21 protein-coding genes are annotated in these 22002 nt (G+C 71.2%); 7 read left to right on the top strand and 14 right to left on the bottom strand.

Going from position 1 to position 22002, the window contains the following annotated elements; genetic code table 11:
- Positions 1-5 precede the first annotated feature (5 nt).
- Together ABGA98_RS22160 and ABGA98_RS22155 are read left to right on the top strand one after the other, a co-directional pair.
- The gene (locus tag ABGA98_RS22160; protein ID WP_347620266.1) at positions 6-497 is read left to right on the top strand and encodes a CinA family protein; all 492 of its coding nucleotides are present in this window, start codon (positions 6-8) and stop codon (positions 495-497) included.
- Positions 498-783: 286 nt separating this feature from the next.
- Positions 784-1140, top strand: a complete 357-nt coding sequence (locus ABGA98_RS22155; RefSeq protein ID WP_132333609.1) for a helix-turn-helix transcriptional regulator — start codon at positions 784-786, stop codon at positions 1138-1140.
- On the opposite strand, the gene ABGA98_RS22150 is transcribed toward ABGA98_RS22155, so the two are convergent.
- Complete coding sequence (locus ABGA98_RS22150; RefSeq protein ID WP_347620265.1) at positions 1137-1925, bottom strand: DNA-formamidopyrimidine glycosylase family protein; 789 nt, start codon at positions 1923-1925, stop codon at positions 1137-1139. The genes ABGA98_RS22155 and ABGA98_RS22150 overlap by 4 nt on opposite strands.
- Positions 1926-2032: 107 nt before the next feature.
- Positions 2033-2614: a TetR/AcrR family transcriptional regulator gene (locus ABGA98_RS22145; RefSeq protein ID WP_347620264.1), complete on the bottom strand. Its 582-nt coding sequence runs from the start codon at positions 2612-2614 to the stop codon at positions 2033-2035.
- Between the two features lie 84 nt (positions 2615-2698).
- Here ABGA98_RS22145 and ABGA98_RS22140 point away from each other — a divergent pair, with 84 nt between their 5' ends.
- Positions 2699-3880 (top strand): MFS transporter, encoded by a 1182-nt coding sequence (locus ABGA98_RS22140; RefSeq protein ID WP_347620263.1) that lies wholly within the window; start codon positions 2699-2701, stop codon positions 3878-3880.
- An 83-nt stretch (positions 3881-3963) separates the two neighbouring features.
- Here the strand turns inward: ABGA98_RS22140 and ABGA98_RS22135 are convergent, their stop codons facing one another.
- Positions 3964-4413 carry an Rrf2 family transcriptional regulator gene (locus ABGA98_RS22135; protein ID WP_347620262.1) on the bottom strand — a complete coding sequence of 150 codons (450 nt, stop codon included), beginning with the start codon at positions 4411-4413 and terminating at the stop codon, positions 3964-3966.
- A 109-nt stretch (positions 4414-4522) separates the two neighbouring features.
- On the opposite strand from ABGA98_RS22135, the gene ABGA98_RS22130 reads away from it, so the two are divergent.
- Entirely contained in the window at positions 4523-5704 is a 1182-nt protein-coding gene (locus ABGA98_RS22130; RefSeq protein WP_347620261.1) for an ROK family transcriptional regulator, read from the top strand.
- A 110-nt stretch (positions 5705-5814) separates the two neighbouring features.
- Here ABGA98_RS22130 and ABGA98_RS22125 read toward each other — a convergent pair whose 3' ends face one another.
- The 4 genes from ABGA98_RS22125 to ABGA98_RS22110 all read right to left on the bottom strand — a co-directional run bounded on the left by ABGA98_RS22125 (position 5815) and on the right by ABGA98_RS22110 (position 10653).
- Complete coding sequence (locus ABGA98_RS22125) at positions 5815-7257, bottom strand: glycoside hydrolase family 3 protein (protein ID WP_347620260.1); 1443 nt, start codon at positions 7255-7257, stop codon at positions 5815-5817.
- Between the two features lie 216 nt (positions 7258-7473).
- Positions 7474-8325 (bottom strand): carbohydrate ABC transporter permease, encoded by an 852-nt coding sequence (locus ABGA98_RS22120; RefSeq protein WP_347620463.1) that lies wholly within the window; start codon positions 8323-8325, stop codon positions 7474-7476.
- Positions 8325-9329, bottom strand: coding sequence for a sugar ABC transporter permease (locus ABGA98_RS22115; RefSeq protein WP_347620259.1), 1005 nt, complete (start codon positions 9327-9329; stop codon positions 8325-8327). The genes ABGA98_RS22120 and ABGA98_RS22115 overlap by 1 nt, the downstream gene beginning before the upstream one ends.
- 4 nt (positions 9330-9333) lie before the next feature.
- Complete coding sequence (locus tag ABGA98_RS22110) at positions 9334-10653, bottom strand: extracellular solute-binding protein (protein ID WP_347620258.1); 1320 nt, start codon at positions 10651-10653, stop codon at positions 9334-9336.
- Between the two features lie 137 nt (positions 10654-10790).
- Between ABGA98_RS22110 and ABGA98_RS22105 the strand changes: the two genes are divergently transcribed.
- From ABGA98_RS22105 to ABGA98_RS22095, 3 genes are all read left to right on the top strand, one after another.
- The gene (locus ABGA98_RS22105) at positions 10791-11939 is read left to right on the top strand and encodes an ROK family transcriptional regulator (protein ID WP_347620257.1); all 1149 of its coding nucleotides are present in this window, start codon (positions 10791-10793) and stop codon (positions 11937-11939) included.
- A 12-nt stretch (positions 11940-11951) separates the two neighbouring features.
- Positions 11952-12602, top strand: a complete 651-nt coding sequence (locus ABGA98_RS22100) for a M15 family metallopeptidase (protein WP_347620256.1) — start codon at positions 11952-11954, stop codon at positions 12600-12602.
- A gap of 88 nt (positions 12603-12690) precedes the next feature.
- Positions 12691-13776: a glutamate--cysteine ligase gene (locus ABGA98_RS22095; protein WP_347620255.1), complete on the top strand. Its 1086-nt coding sequence runs from the start codon at positions 12691-12693 to the stop codon at positions 13774-13776.
- Positions 13777-13800: 24 nt separating this feature from the next.
- Here the strand turns inward: ABGA98_RS22095 and ABGA98_RS22090 are convergent, their stop codons facing one another.
- From ABGA98_RS22090 to ABGA98_RS22060, 7 genes are all read right to left on the bottom strand, one after another.
- Positions 13801-14571, bottom strand: coding sequence for a polysaccharide lyase (locus ABGA98_RS22090; RefSeq protein WP_347620254.1), 771 nt, complete (start codon positions 14569-14571; stop codon positions 13801-13803).
- A 188-nt stretch (positions 14572-14759) separates the two neighbouring features.
- The gene (locus ABGA98_RS22085; RefSeq protein ID WP_347620462.1) at positions 14760-16544 is read right to left on the bottom strand and encodes a gamma-glutamyltransferase family protein; all 1785 of its coding nucleotides are present in this window, start codon (positions 16542-16544) and stop codon (positions 14760-14762) included.
- 51 nt (positions 16545-16595) lie between these two features.
- Positions 16596-17564, bottom strand: coding sequence for an oligopeptide/dipeptide ABC transporter ATP-binding protein (locus ABGA98_RS22080; protein WP_347620253.1), 969 nt, complete (start codon positions 17562-17564; stop codon positions 16596-16598).
- On the bottom strand, positions 17561-18526 hold the full coding sequence (locus ABGA98_RS22075) for an ABC transporter ATP-binding protein (protein WP_347620252.1): 966 nt from the start codon (positions 18524-18526) through the stop codon (positions 17561-17563). The genes ABGA98_RS22080 and ABGA98_RS22075 overlap by 4 nt, the downstream gene beginning before the upstream one ends.
- Positions 18523-19389 carry an ABC transporter permease gene (locus ABGA98_RS22070; protein WP_347620251.1) on the bottom strand — a complete coding sequence of 289 codons (867 nt, stop codon included), beginning with the start codon at positions 19387-19389 and terminating at the stop codon, positions 18523-18525. Before ABGA98_RS22070 ends, ABGA98_RS22075 begins: the two co-directional genes overlap by 4 nt.
- Entirely contained in the window at positions 19382-20341 is a 960-nt protein-coding gene (locus ABGA98_RS22065) for an ABC transporter permease (protein ID WP_132596113.1), read from the bottom strand. Before ABGA98_RS22065 ends, ABGA98_RS22070 begins: the two co-directional genes overlap by 8 nt.
- The gene (locus ABGA98_RS22060) at positions 20341-21957 is read right to left on the bottom strand and encodes an ABC transporter substrate-binding protein (RefSeq protein WP_347620250.1); all 1617 of its coding nucleotides are present in this window, start codon (positions 21955-21957) and stop codon (positions 20341-20343) included. Before ABGA98_RS22060 ends, ABGA98_RS22065 begins: the two co-directional genes overlap by 1 nt.
- Positions 21958-22002: the final 45 nt, after the last annotated feature.

Genomic DNA, 22002 nt, shown 5'->3' with positions numbered 1-22002 from the left:
GACCGATGGCGGACGCGGCCGAGGTCCTGAGATTGCTGGTGGCCCAGAATGCCACGGTAGCCGTGGCCGAGTCGCTGACCGGCGGGCTCATCGGGGCTGCCATCACGTCCGTCTCGGGCGCCTCCGAGGCGTTCGTGGGCGGGGTGATCTCCTACGCCACCGATCTCAAGCGGGAGTTGCTGGGCGTGCCCGGCGATCTGCTGCGCCGGGAGGGGGCCGTGCATCCCGAGGTGGCCGCTGCCATGGCGGCGGGGGTCGCGCGGGTGTGCGGGGCCACGTACGGGCTGGCGGTGACCGGGGTGGCGGGGCCCGAGCCCCAGGACGGACGGCCCGTCGGCACCGTCCACGTGGCCGTCTGCGGGCCTGGCGGGCACATTTCGGCCCGGACGTTGACCCTGCGGGGGTCGCGCGAACGTATCAGGGTAGAGACGGTGGACGAGGCGGTTGATCTCCTGGCAGGTGTGCTGAAGGCGAACATAGGGGAACATTCCGGGTGATTACTGTGTTACGTCCCGAGCGAACATCCGACGCACGGTCTGACGCTGTGTCGGTGGATACGGGTACGGTGGAGCTGTGAGTGAGGTCCGTGAGCCAACTGCAAGCACCGAGCGCCCGGCAGGCGGGCCTGATGAGTCGAGCGACGCACCACGAGCGGCGGTCCCTGGCCGGCCGCGCCCAGTGATGACGGCGAGGAGCATGTACGAAGCGAAGAAGAGCAATGTTCGGCACGAACCGATCGCGCGGGGCGTGGTGAAGACATCCGCGCCGGGGAGGGAGCGACAGATGATTCTGCTGCGTCAGCTGCTCGGCGACGTGCTGAGGCGGTTGCGGGTGCGGCAGGGACGCACGCTGCGCGAGGTGTCCACCCTCGCACGTGTTTCGCTCGGCTACTTGTCCGAGGTGGAGCGCGGGCAGAAGGAAGCCTCGTCCGAGCTGCTCGCATCCATTTGCGGCGCACTCGGCGTGCCCCTTTCGCAGGTGTTGCGTGAAGTTTCCGATCAGTTCGCGCTGGCGGAGCTTCAGGCTGCCCCCGTGCTTGCCGACGTGCCCGAGCACGAGCGTCTGCCCCTGTCGGAGTCGGTCCCCGGATCGATCCCCGAGTCCGTGTTCCCCGAAGTCAAGGACATGGTGGCCGCCTAACGCGGTTGGCAGCCGGCACACCACAGGATCAGCCGCTCCTGTGGGCCTGTCCCCATCTCCCCGCGGCTGATGCGGGTGCCGCATCGGCGACAGGGCCTCCCCGCCCTGCCGTAGACCCACGTCCGGTTCGCCGGGCGGCGGTCACCTGTGGTCACCGTGCCCGCAGGAGATCGATGATGTGCGTTGGCGGCCATGATCCGCTGCGCCAGTGACACGAGCCCTTCCAGATCCTCGACCTCCCCGACCGTTCGCCACGGCCAGATCCCGCGCAGGAACAGGGTCTCGGCTCGATAGATCGTGCCGATCCCGGCCAGGTTGCGCTGATCGAGCAGCGCCTCCCCGATGGCTCTGCCGGGCTCCGCTCGCAGTCTCCGTGCGGCCTCATCCGGATCCCAGTCCGGCCCCAGCAGGTCCGGGCCGAGGTGCCCGACCAGACGTGCCTCCTCATCCGTCCTGACGAGATCCACCATGCCGAGCCTGAGCCCCACCGCCTGCCAGCGCTCGTTGGCCAGAACCAGCCTGACCAGGTCGCCGGGCGGGGTGCGCCGCCCCGCCGGTGTCACCACCCAGCTCCCGTCCATCCGCAGGTGGGTGTGCACGGTCAGGTCGCCCTCCACGCGGGTGAGCAGGTGCTTGCCCCGCGACACCGTGGTGACGACGGCGCGCCCGGTCAGGTCGGCGGTGGCGTGCCTGGGCACGCGGAAGTCCGACCTGGTGAGCACGTGCCCGTCCAGGGCGCCTCGCAGACGGCCGGCCGTACGATGGACGGCATCTCCTTCAGGCATCCTTCCAGTCTAGGAAGCCTTCGTTCCGCGCCCTCGGCGACACCGACGTCGTCCTGATGGACGCCGCGGGCCGGCCCGTCCGCACGCTGGCCGATGGCCCGGCTGGTTCACCCGTATGTAGCGACCCACTCGTCCACCAGGGCGCAGAGCTGGTCCAGGGCCTCTTCGACACGTTCGCGGTCGCCGGTGGTGAGCAGGTCGATCTGCAACCCGGTGTACGCCGAGTTGGCCAGCGTGGAGATGCGCAGCGCGTGGGCCTCGGGCACGCCCCGCTCGCGCAGCAGCCCCGCCACGAACTCCGACCGGTCCGTCAGCAGCCGCGGGACGTGACCCCGCAGACGCCCGCCCGCCGCCAGGCCCTCGATCTCGTGGACGAGCCGCGCGATGGGGAGGTTGTCCTCCGAGGACTGCCAGTCCCAGGTGCGGCGGATGATCGTGCCCACGCTGTCGGAGCCCGCCCAGCCGGGCAACGAGCGCAGCCAGGCGCGGTGTCGCTCGTCCAGGCGCTCCATGGTGGCCGAGAGGAGCTCGTCCTTGTCGGCGAAGTGGTGTGTCAGCACGCGCGTGGACTTGCCCAGATGCTCGGCCAGCGGCCGCATCGAGAGCGTCGAGAGGCCGTGTCCCGCCAGATAGTCGACGATCCGGTCGAGCAGCTCGGCGCGGCGGTTGGGGTCGGCGGTCCTGGCCATGGGCTGATATCCCTTTGACGTCATCGAGGTGACAGCTGTTACCTTATCCGGGAAACAACTGTTACCTTTATCAAGGGGATCCCCATGTCCGTTGACGTGCGGCAGCGTGCCCGCGTGCCCGCATGGCTGCTCGCGCTGGCGTTCACCACGTTCGCCTTCGCCACCGACGACTACGTGATCGCGGGCGTGCTGCCGGCCATCTCCGCCGACCTCGGCGTCAGCGAGGCGGCCGGGGGGCAGCTGGTCACCGTGTTCTCCCTGGCGTTCGCGCTGGGGGCGCCCGTGGCCTCCGTGGTGACCGCCACCTGGCCGAGGCGCGGGCTGATCACCGGCGCCCTGGCGCTGTTCGTGGCCGCCAACTGGGCGGCCGCGTTCGCCGGCTCGTACGCCTTGCTCATGGGCCTGCGGGTGCTGGCGGCGCTCGCCGCGGCGGCCGTCGTGCCGGCCGCGTACGCCATCGCGACCTCCATGGCCCCGGAAGGGCGCCAGGGACGCTACCTGGCTCTCGTGATGGGCGGGCTGACCGGCTCCCTGATGCTGGGCGTGCCCATCGGCACCTGGGTGGGTGGCGCGTTCGGCTGGCCGGCCACGTTCGGGGTCGGCGGGCTGCTGGGGCTCGCCGCGCTCGTGGCGACCAGGCTCACGCTGCCCGAGCCGCCGCCGGGGGAGGCCATGCCCATGGGACGCCGGCTGGCCCCGCTGGCCCGGCCCCGGGTGCTGGCCGGCCTGCTCGGGATCGTGGCCATCGTGCTGGGCAGCATGATGCTGATGACGTACCTCGCGCCGTTCCTGCGGGATCTGGCCGGGGCCGGGCCCGCCGAGCTGGGCTGGGTCTTCGCCGTGGCCGGGCTGGCCGGGCTGGTGGGCGGTCAGCTCGGCGGGCGCGCCGCCGACCGGTGGGGCGCGGACCGGGTGCTGATGGCCGGGATCGCCGGGTTCACGGCGGTGATGGCGGCGTTCACCGCCTGCTGGCTTCTGCGGCCGATGACGCTGCTCGCGCTCCTGCCCTTGCTGATGGTGTGGGCGGCCGTGTCGTGGTGGATCCCGCCGCCCGCCCAGACCCGGCTGCTCGCGATGGCGGGCCCCGCCGCGCCGCAGGCGCTCGCGCTCAACAGCAGCGCCGTCTATGCCGGGGTGTCGGGTGGCGGCGCGCTCGGCGGGCTCGTGCTCGACGCCCACGGCAGCGGCTGGCTGCCCGCCGCCGCGGCCGTGGCCGAACTGGCCGCGCTGGCGTTGTTCTGGACGGCGAGCCGGCTGCGCGCCTGACGCGGGTGGTCAGTCGAGGCGGCGGGTCGCCTGCGGGCTTGATGCGGCGCGTCGGGTTGAGGGGGGCGGGCCTGGGTGAGCGGTCAGTCCCAGGCGGCGGGGTCGGAGGCGAGCAGCCGGATGCGCTCGGGCAGCGTGCCGGAGGCGACCTGCTCCAGCGTGACCTCCTCCAGGATGGAGCGTTCGGTGGCCCGCAGCGCGATCCACACCTGCTGCAGCGACTCCGCGGGCCCGCGGTAGCCGACGTGCTCGGGCCGCTCGCCGCGCACGTTGGCGAGCGGGCCGTCCACCGCCCTGATCACGTCGGCCAGGGAGATCTCGGCAGCCGCGCGGGCCAGCACATAACCGCCCTCCGGCCCCCGCTGCCCGCGCACCAACCCGGCGCGGCGCATCTGCAGCAGGATGTTCTCCAGATATTTGGGGGGCATGTCCTGCTCTTTGGCGAGCTCGCCCACAGTAGTCGGGCCGGCACCGGCTGCGGCGAGTTCGGCGGCGGCGCGGAGGGCGTAGTCGACACGAGCGGAAAGGCGCATGTTCCTGATTATCCCTCCTGGTCAAGACTGGTAGGGCGCAAGGCCGTCAGAACGGGCGCCCGGCGCTAAACTTCTAACAACCTTTTCGATTGACGGGTGGGAATTCCGCGTGGAGCGACGCCCTGGTGTGCCCAGGCTGCTGAGGGAGATCAACGACCGGGCCGCGCTGGAGCTGTTGCTGGCCACCGGCCCCATGACGCGCGGGCAGATCGGCGACCTGACCGGGCTGTCCAAGGTCACGGCCTCGCAGACGCTGGCCAGGCTGGAGGAGCGTGGCCTGGTCGAGGTGGTCGGCACCCAGGCCGGCGGGCGCGGCCCCAACGCCGCCCTCTACTCCGTGATCCCCTCCAGCGCGTACGTCGCCGGCCTGGAGGTCGGGCCCGAGCTGATCTCCGCCGCGGTCGCCGACATCCACGGCCGCACCATCGCCGAGGTCACCGTCGATCCCCAGGGCGACGACGACCCGGTCTCCGTGGTGCACGACGCGATCGCCAAGGCCTGCCGCAGCGCCAAGGTCAGCCTGGCCAGGCTGCGCGGCGTCGTGATCGGCACCCCCGGCGTGGTCGACCCGCGCAGCGGCGACGTGCGCTTCTCGTTCGACCTGCCGGGCTGGCACGAGGGCATCCACGAAGCCCTCGCCGATGACCTGCGGCGCGAGGTGACCATCGAGAACGACGTCAACCTCGCCGCCATCGCCGAGCGCGTCGACGGCGCGGCGCAGGGGGTCGACGACTTCGTGCTGCTGTGGGCGAGCCGCGGGCTCGGCCTCGCGGTCATGCTCGGCGGCAAGCTGCACCGGGGACGTGCCGGCAGCGCGGGCGAGATCGGCTACCTGCCGGTGCCGGGCGTCCCGCTGCCCGAGGACATCCGCACCATGCCGGGGCGCCTGCCGTCGCTGGCGGGCGGCCTGCAGTCGCTGGTCAGCGCCGAGGCGGTGACCGAACTGGCTCGCGGCCACGGTTTCGCGGCCGGCAGCGCGGGCGAGTGCGTCCAGGTCGCGGTGGCGGCGGGCGCCGAGGGCGAGCCGCTGCTCTCCGAGATCGCCGACCGGCTGGCCCTGGGCGTGGCCGCGGTGTGCGTGATCCTCGACCCCGGCATGGTGGTGCTGGGCGGGGTGGTCGGTCGCGCTGGCGGCGCCGCCCTCACGTCCCGGGTGGAGGAGGCGGTGGCCCGCATCTGCCCGGTGCGCCCCCAGGTCGTCACCACCATGGTGACCGGCCAGAACCCGGTGCTGCGCGGCGCCGTGCTGGCCGCGCTCGACCAGGCCCGCGAGGCCCTGCTCACTTCCTAGGCCCGACCCACCCGAAGCCGACTGGGGCCGGCCTTCCCCAAGGCCGACTGGGGCCGGCCCTTCCCAAGGCCGGCCTGGGTCCGATCGGGGCCGGCCTCACTCGGGCTGATCTAGCCTCCGCTGAGCAGTTCGACGGCCGCCTGGGCGTTGGGCCTGGCGGCCCCGTACGTCGCGATGTAGGCGGCGCTGCCAGGCTGCCACACGGGCAGCCCCATCTCGATGACCGTGGTGTCGCGGCGGGCCGCCAGCAGCGCGGAGACCAGGGCCTGGCTGGCCTGGTGGCGGTGCGCGTCCTTGACCACGACGACCAGCGACCGGTTCGCGGCCTTGGCCAGCAGCACGGGGACGTCCGCGGCCGCGGGCCCGACCCTGACGATCTCCGCGTCGGGCAGATACGGGCCCACGCCCCAGGGCACGTCGCCCACGGCGATCGTCGGCGGCGTGTCCACCTCGATCACCAGGGGCTCCACCAGAGGTTCGGGGGCGCCGGTCAGCCGTACGGCGCGGCGGGCGGCGTGCAGGCCGACGCCGTTCTGCTCCGCCGCCGCCTCGTGGGGCGCGCCGAACCAGGCGCGCAGCGCCGCCACCCGCTCCGCGGCCTGTTCCAGCCGCTCCAGCGGCAGGCGGCCCTCGCGCACGGCGGCGACGATCGCCGCGATGATCGCCTGGATGTCGTCGTAGGTGGGCAGCGGGCCGAGGCAGAGCAGGTCGGCGCCGGACGCGAGCGTCAGCACCGCGCCCCCGGCCAGGCCCACGCTCTTGGTGATGGCGTGCATGTCGAGCGCGTCGGTGACGACCACGCCGTCGTAGCCGAGCTCGCCCCTCAAGAGCCCGGTCAGCGCGGGCCCGGACAGCGTGGCGGGGGCGTCGCCCGTCACCGCCGGCACCGCCACGTGCGCGGTCATCACCGACTTGGCCCCGGCGCCGATCGCCGCGCGGAACGGGGCCAGCTCCCGGTCTCGCAGCACGTCCAGGCCGACGTCCACGACCGGTACCGCGAGGTGGGAGTCCACCCGGGTGGCGCCGTGGCCGGGGAAGTGCTTGACGCAGGCGGCCACGCCGCCCGCCTGCAGACCCCGTACGGCCGCCACCGTGTGCCTGGCGACCAGCTCCGCGTCCGTGCCGAACGACCTGGTGCCGATCACCGGGTTGTCCGCCTCGGTGTTGACGTCCGCGCTCGGCGCCATGTTCAGGTTCACGCCGCAGGCGGCCAGTTCGGCGGCGATCGCCTGGTGCACGCGGCGGGTCAGCTCGACGTCGTCCACCGCGCCGAGCGCCGCGTTCCCCGGGTACGGGCTGCCGACGTGGTACGCCAGCCGCGTCACGTCCCCGCCCTCCTCGTCGAGCGAGATGACGGGCTCGCCGGCGGCGCGCAGCGCGGTGGTCAGGTCACGTACCTGGCCGGGCTCGGCCACGTTGAAGCCGAAGAGTGTGACACCGCCGAGACCGTGCTCGAGCTCGCGCAGCACCCATTCGGGTGCCGTGGTGCCCTGGAAAGCGGCGAGCAGCGTGCCGGCCGCGAGGCGGCGCAGCCCCCGATCACTCTGGCTCATCGGACCTTCCTTTCGTTGGAGCCCTCGGGCTCATGCCTTGGGGCGGAAACGAACCGCCGTGCAGCGGTGCGTGGATCGACGGCCGTGGTCGGGGCGAAACGTCCCGCGAAGCGGAAAGGTCCAGGCTGGGATCTCCCGGATTCATCCGTGGGGAGCAGGCCGGCCGTTTTCCGGCAGGGTGGAGTGCGGCACGGGCGTGCCGTACGGAAGCGGACGTCAGCCCTTCACGGCCCCGGCGACCAGGCCGGAGACCATGCGGCGCTGGACGACGAGGAAGAAGACGACGACGGGGATGGTCATCATCGTGGAGGTGGCCATGATGGCGCCCCAGTCGGTGCCCTTCTGTCCGAAGAAGTACTGGAGGGCGACGGGCATGGTGTATTTGGTCGGGTCGCTGATCAGGTACAGCGACATGATGAGCTCGTTCCAGGCGGTGATGAACGAGAAGATGCTGGTCGCGACGAGCCCGGGGGCCACCAGCGGGAAAAGCACCTTCCAGAAGGTGGTGAACCGGCCGGCCCCGTCGATCCAGGCCGCCTCCTCCAGCGACTTGGGCACCGCGGCGACGAACGTGCGGAGCATCCAGATCCCGAACGGCAGGGTCAGCGCCACCTGCGTGACGATCAGGCCGAGCAGCTGGTCGTAGAGGCCCAGCCGCTTGACGCTCAGGAACAGCGGGATGACCAGCGCCTCGGCGGGGATCATCTGCACGACGAGCAGCAGCGCGAGGAACGGCGTGCGGCCCTTGAACCTGAAGCGGGCGACCGCTGTGGCCGACAGCAGCGCGAAGACGGCTCCGATCAGGATCGTGCCGAGCGCGACGATGGCGCTGTTGCGCATGTAGAGCCAGATGGAGTGCCCGGCCACGCCCTCGGAGAGCACGCGCTGCACGTGCTCGAAGGTGAAGTGCGTCGGGAACGGGATGAAGTCGGTGGTGAAGATCTGGTCGTTGGCCTTGAAGGCGGTGGAGACCATCCAGTAGACGGGGAAGGTGGCCACCACGAAGACCAGCACGCCCAGCGTGTTGAGCGTGACCTTGCCCAGGCGTCTGCGGGCCAGCGGGGTCATCACGTGTCCTCCTGCTTGAACATCTGCCGGATGTAGGCCGCCGTGACGATGAGCAGGATCACGGTCAGCACGAGGGCGATGGCCGCGCCCGAGCCCATCTTCGGCGGGGCCTTGAACGCCTCGGTCACCGCGTACATCGACAGGTTGTAGGCCTCCCGGTTGTTCGTGCCGGCCAGCACGTAGAGCTGGGAGAAGACCTTGAAGTCCCAGATGATCGAGAGCACGGTCAGCACCGCGAACACCGGCTTCAGCAGCGGGAACGTGATCCTCCAGAACGTCCGCCACGGTGCGGCGCCGTCGACCTTGGCGGCCTCGTAGAGCTCGGCGGGGACCCCCTTGAGCCCGGCCAGCACCGAGACGGCGACGAACGGGAAGCCTGCCCAGACGACGCAGATGACCAGCACCATGTAGATGGACCAGGCGTCGTTGAGCCACGGCTCGCCGGTCCAGTCGGCCCGGCCGAACAGGGCGGTGGAGAGCCAGTCGGGCAGCAGGTTGAGCGCCCAGTTGATGATGCCGGCCTCGGCGTCGAACAACCAGCGCCAGATCACGCCCTGCGCCACCGGCGGCACCGCCCAGGCGAACATGATGCCGATGATGACGAACAGCGACATCTTCTTGCCGAGCCGGTGCAGCAGCACGCCGACGGCGGTGCCGAGGACGAGGGTGAGCGGCACCGCGATCACGGCGAACACCACCGTGTTGCGGAGCGAGGACCAGAAGATGTCGTTGTCGACGAAGCTGGTGAAGTTGTCGAGCCCGACCCAGGTGGCCGGCTTCTTGCCGGAGATCTGGACCAGGCCCACCTTCTGGAAGGCGATGATCGCCATCTGGATCAGCGGGTAGAGCAGCAGCGCGCCGATGACCAGCAGGCCGGGGACGAGCAGGACGTAGGGGATGGACCACGTGGGCAGCCCGCTGGCCTTGCGCGGCGGGCTCGGGCGGCGCGGCCCCGGGTCGGAGGAGCGGCCTCCGCCCCGGGAAAGCGTGGACGTGTTCGTCATAGGCTCAGGAGGCGTTGAGGATGTCTTCGACTTCCTTGTTGGCCGCGGCCAGCGCCTCGTCGGCGGACGCCTTGCCCTCGATGACCTTGCGGGCGGCGTTCTGCAGCACCGCCTTGGTCTCGTTGGCCTCGGTCCACTGCGGGTCGGCGGGGAAGGCCTTGGCCTTGGCGAAGGCGGCGGCGAACGGCGCCTGCACCGGGTCTTCGGCCAGCTTGGCGAGGGCCTCGGGATAGACGGGGAGCAGGCCGCCGTCGGTGGCGTACTTGACGCCCCATTCCTTGCCGGAGGCCAGCTTCACGAACTCCTTGGCCGCGTCCTTCTCCTCCGAGGTGCCCCAGACGGCGATGTCGTTGCCGCCGAGGAAGGCCTGCGCCTCGCCGCCCGACTGGGACGGGAGGGGGAAGAAGGCGAGCTTGTCGCCCTTGAGCTTGCCCTTGCTGTCCTCCTCGATTCCGGCGAGGTCCCACGCGGCGGTGAGGTACATGCCGACCTTGTGGTTGGCGAAGCGGGTGCGGATCTCGCTGGTGTTCTGGTTGAGGCGCGACTTGCTGGACAGGCCGTCGGTGACCAGGCCGGTGTACTGCGCGAAGCCGGTCTTGAAGCCGGGCTCGGTCAGCTTGCCGACCCACTTGTCGCCCTCCTTGACGGCGTACTCGCCGCCGGCGGTCCAGGCGAGGGCGCCGAGCAGGTGGTTGGCGTCGGAGCCGCCGTTGAAGGCGAACCCGTCGACGTCGGAGCCCTTCTCGGCCTGGATCTTCTTGGCCGCGGCGACGAGGTCGTCCCAGGTCTTGGGCACCTCGATCTTGAGCTCCTTGAACCAGTCGGCGCGGTAGAGCACCGCCCGGGTGCCACCGCCCCACGGCACGGCGTACGTCTCGCCGTCGATGGTCTCGAGGCCCATCAGGTTCTTCGGGATCTGGGCCTGGTCGCCCGAGGCCACGATGTCCGTGACCGGCTCCAGCGCCTCCTGGCTCTGCCAGAGCGGGACCTGGTCGTTGCCGATCTCGGTGACGTCGGGCCCGGCGCCGCCCGCCGCCGCGGCCGTGAACTTGTCGTTGACCTGGGCCCATGGAATCCACTCGACCTTCACCTTGGCGCCGGTCTGCTTCTCGAACTCGGCGACCAGCTCGTCGGTGTACTTCTGGGCGTCGGGGTTGGTGTCGCCCAGGCGCCAGAAGGTCAGGGTCTTGCCGGCGTACTTGGGCCCGCTCGCGGCGGCCGCGCTCGGTGAGGACTCAGGCGTCTCGCCGGACCCGCAGGCTGCCAGGCCCAGGGCCAGGGCGGCCGTGGTGACCGTAGTGGCTGTGATCTTCGCGATCCTCACAGGGTTCTCCCTTCCCGGGTGCCGGCCTACGGTCCGCACCAGGCTGATCGTCAATGCCGAACGATGCTGATAAACTAACAAGAAACTTTCCTTTATAAAACGGCCGTTAGCCGATCGTGACGAGAGGGGCCACGTCGATGAGCCGAGACCCGGGAACCCCTCGGTTGTTGCGCCGGCTGAACGACCGGGCGGCACTCGAACTGCTCATCGGAGACGGCCCCCTCACCCGCGCCGAGCTCGGCGAGCGGACCGGCCTGTCCAAGGTCACCGCAGGTCAGCTCCTCGTCAGGCTCGAAGAGCGGGGGCTCGTCGAGGTCACGGGGGAGCGGGCCGGCGGCAGAGGGCCGCACGCCGCCCTTTACGCCGTGGTGCCCTCCTGCGCCTACGTCGCCGGGCTCGAGGTCCTGCCCGACAGCCTCCGTGTCGGTGTGGCGGACATCACAGGCAGGACCGTGGTCGAGATCACGCTCAACCCCTCGGACGGCCGCGATCCGGTCGAGGCGGTGCACGCGGCCGTGCGGCGGGCCTGCGACGCGGCGAACATCGACCTGTCACGGTTGCGCTCCTTCGTCATCGGCACCAGAGGCGTGGTCGACCCGGTCAGCGGGGACGTGCGCTGGTCGTACGACCTGCCGGCCTGGCACGTCGGCGTGCTGGCCAGCCTGCGCGAGACGCTCGGCGCCTCGGTGACGATCGAGAACGACGTCAACCTGGTCGCCCTCGCCGAGCACAAGCACGGAGCGGCCGCCGGGCACGACGACTTCGTGGTGATCTGGGCGGGCGTCGGCCAGGGGCTCGGCGTCATGCTGGGCGGCCGGCTGCACCGCGGCTTCACCGGGGGAGCGGGCGAGATCGGCTGGCTGCCGGTGCCGGGCGAGCCGCTGCCCGCCGACGTCTCCCAGCCGCAGTCGGGCTCGTTCCAGCGCCTGGTGGGCCACGACGCCCTGCGTGGCCTGGCCGAGCGGCGCGGGCTGACCGGCAACACGGTGCCCGACCTCGTGCGCGGCGGCGACGAGGGCTATCTGGACGAGGTGGCGCGGCGGCTGGCCGTGGGCGCGGCGGCCGTGACCGTCGTGCTCGACCCCGGGCTGATCGTGCTGAGCGGCGACGTCGGCAGGGCGGGCGGCGCGCGGCTGGCCGCCAAGGTGCAGGAGGCGGTGGCGCGCGTGTGCCCGAGCCGGCCCACCGTGGTCACGAGCGGGGTCGCCGGCAACCCGGTGTTGCGCGGCGCCCTGGTGGCGGCTCTGGAACAGGCCCGGGAACAGGTTTTCTCCGACACTGTGTGAGAATTTCTGCCCATGTGGCAGTCCCCGAACGATGTCGTGCTCATCTCGGACCCCCGTGTCGCCTCCGTCCCGGTGCGGGAGTGCGGCGAACCACTGACCGACGTACGCGGGCGGCTGCGCGTGGACACGCGCATGGCCGACGCCGACGGCGCGTACGCCCACCTGCGATCCGGCCTGCTCGACCGCCTGGAGAAGGCGGAAGCCCTGCTGCCCGACGGCTATCACCTGCTGATCGTCGAGGGCTACCGGCCCATCGCGACGCAGCGGCGGATCTTCGACGGGTACCGGGCGGAGCTGGAGGCGGCGTTCCCTGACATGTCGCCCGACGAGTCTTATGTTGCGGCGAGTCGCTACGTCTCACCCGTCGACGTCGCCCCCCACACCGCCGGCGCCGCCGTCGACCTGACCCTGTGCGCCCCCAACGGCACCGAATATGACATGGGCACCCAGGTCAACGACAACCCCGAGCAGAGCGACGGCGCCTGCTACACCGCCGCCCCCACCATCTCCGACGACGCCCGCGCCCACCGCAAGCTCCTCGCCGCCGCGCTGGAGCCCGTCGGGCTGGTCAACTACCCCACGGAGTGGTGGCACTGGTCCTACGGCGACCGCTACTGGGCCATGGCCACACGCGCCCCTTACGCCCTCTACGGACCCATCTGACAAGCACCTGTCGGACGGGTTTCCCCCAGGGCACGGTACGGGCACAACTTCGTACGGAGGCTTCTGGACTCCCCAACGAGGTGTGGGCATGGTTCCGTTGATCGGGATCGAAGAGGAATACCTCGTCGTCGATCCCCGCACCCGCCACGTGGCTCCCCGAGCGGCCGAAGTCCTGGCCGCGGCCACGGATGTGCTGGACGTGGTGCAAGAAATCACCCGATTCCAGGTGGAGGCACGCACGCCGCCGTCCGCCGACCTGAGCGAGCTGGGCTCGCAACTGCGCACCGTGCGCAAGGGAGTGGCGGACGCGGCCCGCACGTGCGGGCTGGCCGTCGTCGCGAGCGGCATCCCCGTCCTGGGGAACGTCATGCAGCCGCCGCTCACCGACGACGACCGTTACCACCAGGGCAGGGTGCTCTACCGCGCGCTGCAGGACGAGATCAGCATCTGCGCCCTGCACGTACACGTGGACGTCCCCGACGAGGAGCACGCCGTCTATGTCGGCAACCACCTGCGGCCGTGGTTGCCCACGCTGATCGCGCTCGCCGCCAACTCGCCGTTCTTCGTCGGGCGCGACACCGGGTACGCGTCCTGGCGGGTGATCAGCTGGGGGCGCTGGCCGGTCTCCGGCGCGCCGCCCTACTTCCCGGCGTACCGCGACTACGAGCTCGCGCTGCGCTCGCTGGCGGAGTCGGGCGCGCTGCTCGACGCCAGGACCGTCTACTGGGACGCCCGCCCGTCGCCGCGATTGCCGACCGTGGAGATCAGGGTGGCCGACGTGCCGCTCGACGTGGCCGACAGCCTCACCCTGATCGGGCTCATCCGCGCCCTGGTCGTGACCTCCCTGGACGCCGTCGGGCGCGGCGACCGAGGGCTGCCGGTCCCCGCCGAGGTGCTGCGCGCCGCCTACTGGAGGGCCGCCCGCGACGGGCTGCTGGGCGACAGCATGGACGTGCGGCACGGCACGCTCGTGCCCGCCCCGGTGATGGCCGGCCGCCTTCTGGAGCACGTACGCCCGGCACTGGCCGAGGCGGGCGACCTGACGTTCGTCCAGGAGGGCCTGGACCGGCTGCTGCGCCAGGGCTCGGGAGCCATGCGGCAGCGCCGGGTGCACTCCCGGGGCAACGACCTGGCCGAGGTGGTGGACGACCTGATCGAGGCGACGGTCGCCTAGATCAGGATCGTGGTCACCGGGGCGCTAACCCTTCGCCGGATTGACCTCGGCGAAGGACCTGCCCACGGCGATGTTGTCGTGGAAGACCGTGCGGCTGGTGACGTCGGTCGGCCCGCTGTTCCAGGCCGGCTTGTAGATGCCCCACTTCAGGTAGCCCTGGGTCGTGGCGTCGTCGTTGAAGGTGTTGGGGCCGGTGGCGGTCACGACCTTGCGCCAGCCGGGGCTCTTGTGGGTCTGGTACCAGCCGTCGACGGCGCCCTGACTGCCGTGGCTCCACGTGAACTTGAAGACGAAGTCGTGCCACTGCCCCGGCCGCACCTCGGCGAGGTCGAAGCTCACCTTCTTCACGGAGTCCGCGGTCGAGCAGGCGTTGCCGTCGGAGTTGACCCTGAGCCGCCATTTCCCTGAGGGCTGCACGGTGAGGAAGGCGCTGGGAGCCTTGTCGGCCTCGCACCTGTCGCGCCAGGGCTTCCACTGGAAGAGGATGTCCTCTCTGGAGTCGCTCTGCCAGCTGCTCGCCAGGTAGATGCTGAACCCGTAGTAGACGGTCTGGCCGGACCTGAAGTGGCTGTTCTTGACCTTCATCGAATGGCTCTCGGCCCGGGTGCCCCCGGCGACCGCCGCGTCGCCGTACTTCAGAATGCTGCGAATCGCGTACTTGCCGGTCCGCGGCAGGTCGTCGACCTGGATCGAGTGCCTGCAGCACTCGTTGAACCCCAGCGCCGGCTGCCCCGAGGTTTTCGTGCCGTTCTCGTAACCGATCCGGAGGACAGCGGCCGACGCGTGAGCGTTCACGGGCCAGAGGCTGACGGCGGCGAACACCGACATGGCCGCGGACACCGGCTTGGCAAAAGCGCACACCTGGGTTGCTCACTCCTCGAGTCGGAAGCACGGGCGAAGGCGCCACTCTACGAGGGCGCGCGCCCCGCCGGTGTCAGATGATCACCCGACAACCGACCCTCCGCGCGGCACCTCGACCGGCGTCACCGGCCGACGGCGTAGCCCTGCGCGCCCCGCGGGTTCGCGGCGGCCTTGAGGAAGGCGCCGTCACGGGCGACCGCGCTGAGCCGGCCCAGCGCCCACGGACCCTGCTTCTCCACCACGTGCCCGCGCCGCCGCAGCTCCGCGACGACGCCAGGGTCGAGGCGGTCCTCGACGTGCAGGACGCCGGGGCGTGAGCCGCGCGGGAAGAACGAGCTGGGGAAGTGCTCGGAGTGGAACATGGGGGCGTCGATGGCCTCCTGCAGGTTCAGCCCGCCGTGCACGACGGAGAGGAAGAAGTTCGGGCTCCACTGGTCCTGCTGGTCGCCGCCCGGGGTGCCGAACGCCAGCCATGGCCGGCCGTCCCTGAGCGCGAACGAGGGCGACAGCGTGGTGCGCGGCCGCGCACCGGGCCGCAACGAGGCCGGCAGGCTCTCCTGCAGCCAGAACATCTGCGCCCGCGTGCCCAGGCAGAAGCCCAGCGCGGGAATGGTGGGCGAGCTCTGCAGCCAGCCGCCGCTGGGCGTGGCCGAGACCATGTTGCCGTGCCGGTCGACCACGTCGACGTGGCAGGTGTCGCCCCTGACCGTGCCGTCAGCGGAGGTCACCTCCACGCCGCCCGCGCTCTTGGCGACCGTGGGCTCGCCGACGCCCTGCGGGGCGCGCGCGCCGGAGACGCCGGGGGCGCTGCTGGAGGTGCCGGGCGCGGGAAGGACGGGCAACCTGGGCGTCCGGCCGCCGGGCGCGCCCGGCCGCAGCTCCATGCTGGCCTCGGGGCCGACGAGGGCGCGCCGCTCCGCGTTGTACGCCTCGCCCAGCAGATCGGACATGGGCACGTCGGCGTCGCCGTACCAGGCCTCGCGGTCGGCGAAGGCGAGCTTGGCGACCTCCGTCACCGTGTGCACGTAGTCGGCGCTGAGATATCCCATCGCGTCCAGGTCGAACCCGGACAGCAGCGCGAGCTGCTGCAGGAACACCGGGCCCTGCCCCCACGGCCCCGTCTTGCACACGGTGTGCCCGCGGTAGTCGAAGGTCACAGGATCCTCGACGGAGGCCGCCCAGCCGGCCAGGTCGTCGCCGGTCAGCAGCCCGCCGTGCACCTCGCCGGAGCTGTCGCGCCAGGCCGTCTTGGCGCTGAACTCGGCGATCGCCTCGGCGACGAAGCCTTCGTACCAGGCCTTCCTGGCGGCGGCGAGCTGCCCCTCGCGGGTGCTCGACGCCGACTCGGCCTCCGCCACCAGCCGCCGGTAGGTGGCGGCCAGCACCGGGTTGGCCAGCTTCGACCCCGGCGCGGGCGCGGCGCCGCCGGGCAGCCACGTCGCCGCCGACGTCGGCCAGTCTTCCGTGAACAGCCCCGCGACCGACTCGATCGTGGCGGAGATCCGCTCCAGCACCGGCACGCCGTGCTCGGCGTAGTGGATCGCGGGGGCCAGCACGTCGGCCAGCGACCAGGTGCCCCAGCGCTCCAGCATGAGCATCCAGCCGCCGAACGCCCCCGGCACGGTCGCCGCCAGCAGCCCCGTGCCGGGCACCACGTCCAGGCCGAGCCCCGTGTAGTGCTCGATCGTGGCCGCGGCGGGCGCCACGCCCTGGCCGCACACCACCGACACCTTCTGGTCGGCCTCGCTCCACAGCAGGATCGGCACCTCACCACCCGGACCGTTCAGATGGGGCTCGGCGACCTGCAGCACGAACCCGGCGGCGACGGCCGCGTCGAAGGCGTTGCCGCCGCGTTCCAGCACGCCCATGCCGGCGGCTGACGCCAGCCAGTGCGTGCTGGCGACCATGCCGAAGTCGCCTGAGAGCTCGGGCCTGGTGGTGAACAAACCATTCTCCTTCTAGCGATGAGCGGCCGCGTCGGGGATGCGGTCCGCCGTGATGAGGTGACACGCGGCCGGATGCCCGTTGCCCCGCGCGTCGGTCAAGGGGGGCTCGTCGGTGCGGCAGGCGTCGTACGCCAGCGGGCACCGCGTGTGGAACCGGCAGCCGGAGGGCGGATCGACCGGGCTCGGCACGTCGCCGCCGAGCACGATCCTGCGCCGCTCCCGCTGCCGCACCGGATCGGCCACCGGGGCCGCCGACAGCAGCGCCTGCGTGTACGGGTGCCGCGGCGCGGCGAAGATCTCGGCCTTCGGTCCCGACTCCACGATCTTGCCCAGGTACATGACGGCGATCCGGTCGGCCAGGAACTCCACGACCGACAGGTCATGCGTGATGAACAGGCAGGAGAAGCCCATGTCCCGCTGCAGGTCGGTGATCAGGTTGAGCACGGACGCCTGCACGGACACGTCGAGCGCCGACACCGGCTCGTCCGCCACGACCAGCTTCGGCTCCAGGATCAGCGCCCTGGCCAGCCCCACCCGCTGGCGCTGCCCGCCGGACAACTCGTGCGGGAACCGCGAGCGCATCTCCTGCCGCAGCCCGACCTTCTCCAGCATGGCCGACACCCGCTCGGAAGCGCCCCGGCGGTCGGCCACCTTGTGCCGCAGCAGCGGCTCGCCGACGATCTGCTCGATCGTGAAGCGGGGGTTGAGCGAGGAGAAAGGGTCCTGGAAGACCATGTGCATGTCCCGGCGCAGCGGGCGCATGGCCCGGCGCGACAGGCGGGTGATGTCGCGGCCGGCCAGCTCGATCGTGCCCGCCGTCGGGTCGGTCAGGCGCAGCACGCACTTGCCCACCGTGGACTTGCCGCTGCCGGACTCGCCGACCAGGCCGAGCACCTCGCCCTGGCCGATCTCCAGCGACAGGCCGTCCACGGCGCGCACCTGGCCGTAGTGCTTGACCAGGTCGTCGATGCGCAGGATCACTCCGTGCCTCCCGGGTGAAAGCAGGCCGCCAGATGGCCTTCCGCGCGGCGTACGAGCGAGGGCCGCGAGAGGCGGCAGTCGGTCTGGACGCGCGGGCAGCGGTCGTGGAAGGCGCACTCGTCGGGGTCGGACAGCGGCGAGGGCACCATGCCGGGGATCTCGGCCAGCCGCCCGCCGACCGCGGCGGTGGGCAGGGCCTTCATCAACCCCAGCGTGTACGGGTGGCGCGGGTTCGCGAACAACTCGGTCACCGTGGCCTGCTCCACGGCGCGGCCCGCGTACATGACCACGGCCCGGTCGGCGATGTCGGCCACCACCCCCAGGTCGTGCGTGATGAGGATGATCGCCGTGCCGAGCCGGTCGCGTAGGTCGCGGAAGACGTCCAGCACGCCCGCCTGGATCGTCACGTCGAGCGCGGTGGTGGGCTCGTCGGCGATCAGGACCCGGGGCGAGCAGGCCACCGCGATCGCGATCATCACGCGCTGCCGCATGCCTCCGGACAGCTGGTGCGGATATTCCTTCATCCTGCGCGCCGCCGCCGGGATGCCGACGAGCTCCAGCAGCTCGACCGCGCGGTCGCCGGCCACCCGCCGGGACAGGCCCTCGTGCCTGCGCAGCACCTCGGTGATCTGGTAGCCGACGCTGAACGACGGGTTGAGCGAGGTCATCGGCTCCTGGAAGACGACCGAGACCTCCTTGCCGCGTACGTGCCGCAGGTCCGGCTCGGGCAGCGTGGTGAGCTCGCGGCCGTCCAGCCGCACCGAGCCGGACAGCCGGGTCGTGTCGGGCGGCAGGAGCCGGGGCACCGACATCGCGGTGACCGACTTGCCGCAGCCGGACTCGCCGCACAGTGCCAGGATCTCGCCCTCGTCCAGGGTGAGCGAGATGTCCCTGACCGCCTGCACCAGGCCGTCCTCGGTGTCGAACCCGACGGACAGGTCGGTGATCTCCAGCAGGCTCATCGGCCGCTCCTCGGGTCCAGTACGTCGCGCAGCCCGTCACCGAGCAGGTTGAAGCCGAGCGTGGCCAGCGCGATCATCAGGCCGGGCCAGACGGCCAGCCACGGCGCGTCGCTCAGGTACTGCTGCGCGGTCGTCAGCATCACCCCCCACGAGGCCGTCGGCGGTTGCACGCCCAGCCCGAGGAACGACAGCGTGGACTCGCCGATGATGGCCGCCGGGATCGCCACCGTGGCCTGCACGATGAGCGGGCTGGCGCAGTTGGGCAGCACGTACCTGAAGATGATGTGCCCGTCGCCGGCGCCGTCGGCGACGGCCGCCGCCACGTAGTCCATCTCCCTGACCGCCAGCACCTCGCCCCGGGTGATGCGGATGACGGCGGGCAGCTGGGAAAAGCCCAGCGCCAGCACCACGCCCTTCAGCGACGGCCCGATGATCGCTGCCAGGCCCACCGCGAACACCAGGAAGGGGAAGGCCAGCGTCACGTCCACCAGCCGCATCACGATCGGGTCGAGCCAGCGCCGGTAGAACCCGGCGACCAGCCCGATCGGGATGCCCACCGCCATCGCGAGCAGCGTCGACAACACGCCGGCCTGGAGCGACACCTGCGCGCCGTGCGCGATCCTGGCGAACGCGTCCCTGCCCAGGTCGTCGGTGCCCATCAAGTGTGCGGGCGACGGAGGCGCCAGCGTGGCCAGGTAGTCCTGCGCGGCCGGGTCGCCGGTCACCAGCGGTCCCGCCAGGGCCAGCAGGACGAAGCCCACCACCAGCACCAGTCCGGCCATCGGCATCGGCCGCCGCCGGAACCGCCGCCACAACCTGCGCCTGCGGGCGGCCCGGCCCGCCGCGACGGCCTGCTCAGTCATGGGAGCCTCCCGACAGCCTGATGCGCGGGTTGAGGAAGGCGTAGGCGATGTCGACCAGCAGGTTGACGACGACGTAGCCGATCACGGTGATCAGCACGACGGCCTGGATGACCGGGTAGTTCCTGGTCAGCACCGCGTCCACGGTCAGCTTGCCGAACCCGGGGATCACGAAGATCTGCTCGGTCACCACAGCGCCGCTGATCAGGGCGCCGAGCTGGAGGCCGAGCACGGTGACGACGGTCGTCAGGCTGTTGCGCAGCGCGTGCGCGCCCACGACCTTGGCCTCCGACAGGCCCTTGGACCGCGCGGTCCTGACGTAGTCGGCCGACAGCGCGCCCAGCATGGCCGAGCGGGTCTGCCGCATCAGGATGGCCGCGAAGCCGGTGCCGAGCACGAGGGCGGGCAATATCATGCGCTGCAGGTTCTGGGCCGGGTCCTGGGTGAAGGGCACGTATCCGGAGGCGGGCAGCACCCGCCAGGTGACCGCGAACAGGAGGATGGCGAGCAGGCCCAGCCAGAAGTGCGGCACCGACAACCCGGCCAGGCCGAAGCCGGTGGCGACGTAGTCGGCGACCTTGCCGCGGCGCACCGCGGCGACGATGCCCGCGCCCACGCCGATGACGATCGCGACCAGCATGGCCAGGGCGGACAACTCCAGCGTCACCGGCAGCCGCTCGGCGATGATGTCGATCACCGGGAGCTGGTCCTGCGTGGAACGGCCGAGGTTGCCGGTCAGGGTCTGGCCGATGTAGTCGACGTACTGTGCGGGCAGCGGCTTGTCCAGGCCGAACTCCTGCCGGATGGCCTCGACCACCTCGGGCGAGGCCTCCTGTCCTGCCATGACGGTGGCCGGGTCGCCGGGCAGCGCCCTGATCCCCAGGAAGATCAGGACACTGCCCAGGAACATGACGATCACCGCGGATCCGCAGCGCCGGAGGATGAACCAGAGCATCAGGAGGTGAACCCGGCGGTGACGAAGCGCGGCAGGCCGTCCTTGAAGTACTGGACTCCGGCGACGTTCTTGTTCATGCCCAGGTAGTACTTGTTGTGGTAGAGGTACACGATCCCGCGCAGCTCGGCGATCTTCTTCGTCGCGCTGCTGTAGAGTTCCGCCCGCTTGGCGGTGTCCGACTCGGCGGCCGCGTCCTTGACCGGGTCGTCGATGCCCGGGTCGGACATGCCGCTGTAGTTGTTGGCGCCGCGGCTGGTGACCATGCCGGTGAGGTTGCCGTCCGGGTCCACCCGGCCCGACCAGCCGACCAGCATGGCGTCGAAGTCGCCGGCCTTGCCCTGCTCCAGGTTGCTGACGAACTCGCCCGTCTTCACGCTCACGTTGAAGCCCGCCTCCTTGGCCATCTGCTGGATGACCTGCGCCAGGCGGATGTTGGTGGCGTCGTTGGGCGTGTTGAGGCTGACGGGGACCGGCGTCGGCACGCCGGAGGCCTGGACGAGCTGCTTGGCCTTGGCCAGGTCGCGCTTCGAGCACTGCAGGTCCTGCGCCCGGTAGGGGCTGTCCAGCGGCAGGGGGGAGCAGTCGGCCTCGTACAGGCCGTTGTAGACGGTCTTGTTGATCAGCTCGCGGTCGAGGGACAGCTCGAACGCCTCACGCAACTGCGGGCTCCTGCCCAGCGGCGTGTCCACCTCGCCGGCCTTCTCCGTGGCCCCGTCGGCGTTGCCGACGTTGATCGTGACGCCGTAGTAGCCGAGGCCGCCGCCCGCCACGACCTTCAGGTTGGGGTCGGCCTGCACACCCTTGACCGTGGTGGTGGCGAGCTGGTCGGCCACCTGAACGTCGCCGGACTTCAGGTTGGCGGCCCGTACGTTGGGGTCGATGATGATCTTGTAGACGAGCTTGTCGAGCTTGACCTTGGCCGCGTCGTAGTAGTCGGGCGCCTTCTCCAGCACGATCTGGCTGCCGGAGGTGCGGCCGGCGAACTTGAACGGTCCCACGCACACGGGGCTCGCGCCGAAGTTGTCGCCCGCCTCGTCCAGCGCCTTGGGAGACATGATCATTCCGGCGCGGTCGGCGAGCTGCGCGGTCAGCGGGGTGAACGCCTGCGAGAGCGTGAGCCTGACCGTGGCGGGGTCGACCACGGTGACCTTGTCGACCGGGGCGAGGTCGGCCTGGCGCGCCGACTTCTTCCAGGTGCGGTGCCGGTCGAGCGACTTCTTGACGGCCTCGGCGTCGAACGGTGTCCCGTCGTTGAACTTCACGCCCTCGCGCAGCTTGATCGTCACCTCCTTGCCGTCGTCGGAGACCTCCGGCAGCGCGGCGGCCAGTTGCGGCACCAGGGCCGAGGCCGCGTCGATGTCGTAGAGCTTCTCGCACATGTTGGCGAAGACCTCGCGGCCCACCAGCGTGGTCGCGGAGCTCGGGTCGAGTGCGTCGGGGTCGGCGTTGAGCGCGATGTTGAGCGTGCCGCCCGCCTTGACCGGCCGGTTGTCGGTGGTGGCGTCGGCGATGGATGGAGGTGCGGCGGGCGTGCCGGTGGATCCGCCTCCGCCGCATGCCGCCAGGGCCACGGGGAGAACGGCGAGCGCCGCGACGAGCCTGGGGGACGGTCTCATGGGGCCTCCGTAGAACCTTTTAGGAGACTGTATACAAGACCTGAC

Source organism: Nonomuraea sp. B1E8 (assembly GCF_039871515.1).
In the GTDB taxonomy this organism is placed as follows: Bacteria; Actinomycetota; Actinomycetes; order Streptosporangiales; family Streptosporangiaceae; genus Nonomuraea.
The sequence above is the reverse complement of the archived record's forward strand: the minus strand, read 5'-3'. Positions and strand labels throughout refer to the sequence as shown.

Coding starts and splice junctions, on each gene's coding strand:
- ABGA98_RS22160 (WP_347620266.1), top strand. CDS start 6: ATGGCGGACGCGGCCGAGGTCCTGAGATTGCTGGTGGCCCAGAATGCC.
- ABGA98_RS22155 (WP_132333609.1), top strand. CDS start 784: ATGATTCTGCTGCGTCAGCTGCTCGGCGACGTGCTGAGGCGGTTGCGG.
- ABGA98_RS22150 (WP_347620265.1), bottom strand. CDS start 1,925: ATGCCTGAAGGAGATGCCGTCCATCGTACGGCCGGCCGTCTGCGAGGC.
- ABGA98_RS22145 (WP_347620264.1), bottom strand. CDS start 2,614: ATGGCCAGGACCGCCGACCCCAACCGCCGCGCCGAGCTGCTCGACCGG.
- ABGA98_RS22140 (WP_347620263.1), top strand. CDS start 2,699: ATGTCCGTTGACGTGCGGCAGCGTGCCCGCGTGCCCGCATGGCTGCTC.
- ABGA98_RS22135 (WP_347620262.1), bottom strand. CDS start 4,413: ATGCGCCTTTCCGCTCGTGTCGACTACGCCCTCCGCGCCGCCGCCGAA.
- ABGA98_RS22125 (WP_347620260.1), bottom strand. CDS start 7,257: ATGAGCCAGAGTGATCGGGGGCTGCGCCGCCTCGCGGCCGGCACGCTG.
- ABGA98_RS22120 (WP_347620463.1), bottom strand. CDS start 8,325: ATGACCCCGCTGGCCCGCAGACGCCTGGGCAAGGTCACGCTCAACACG.
- ABGA98_RS22115 (WP_347620259.1), bottom strand. CDS start 9,329: ATGACGAACACGTCCACGCTTTCCCGGGGCGGAGGCCGCTCCTCCGAC.
- ABGA98_RS22105 (WP_347620257.1), top strand. CDS start 10,791: ATGAGCCGAGACCCGGGAACCCCTCGGTTGTTGCGCCGGCTGAACGAC.
- ABGA98_RS22100 (WP_347620256.1), top strand. CDS start 11,952: ATGTGGCAGTCCCCGAACGATGTCGTGCTCATCTCGGACCCCCGTGTC.
- ABGA98_RS22095 (WP_347620255.1), top strand. CDS start 12,691: ATGGTTCCGTTGATCGGGATCGAAGAGGAATACCTCGTCGTCGATCCC.
- ABGA98_RS22085 (WP_347620462.1), bottom strand. CDS start 16,544: ATGGTCGCCAGCACGCACTGGCTGGCGTCAGCCGCCGGCATGGGCGTG.
- ABGA98_RS22075 (WP_347620252.1), bottom strand. CDS start 18,526: ATGAGCCTGCTGGAGATCACCGACCTGTCCGTCGGGTTCGACACCGAG.
- ABGA98_RS22070 (WP_347620251.1), bottom strand. CDS start 19,389: ATGACTGAGCAGGCCGTCGCGGCGGGCCGGGCCGCCCGCAGGCGCAGG.
- ABGA98_RS22065 (WP_132596113.1), bottom strand. CDS start 20,341: ATGCTCTGGTTCATCCTCCGGCGCTGCGGATCCGCGGTGATCGTCATG.
- ABGA98_RS22060 (WP_347620250.1), bottom strand. CDS start 21,957: ATGAGACCGTCCCCCAGGCTCGTCGCGGCGCTCGCCGTTCTCCCCGTG.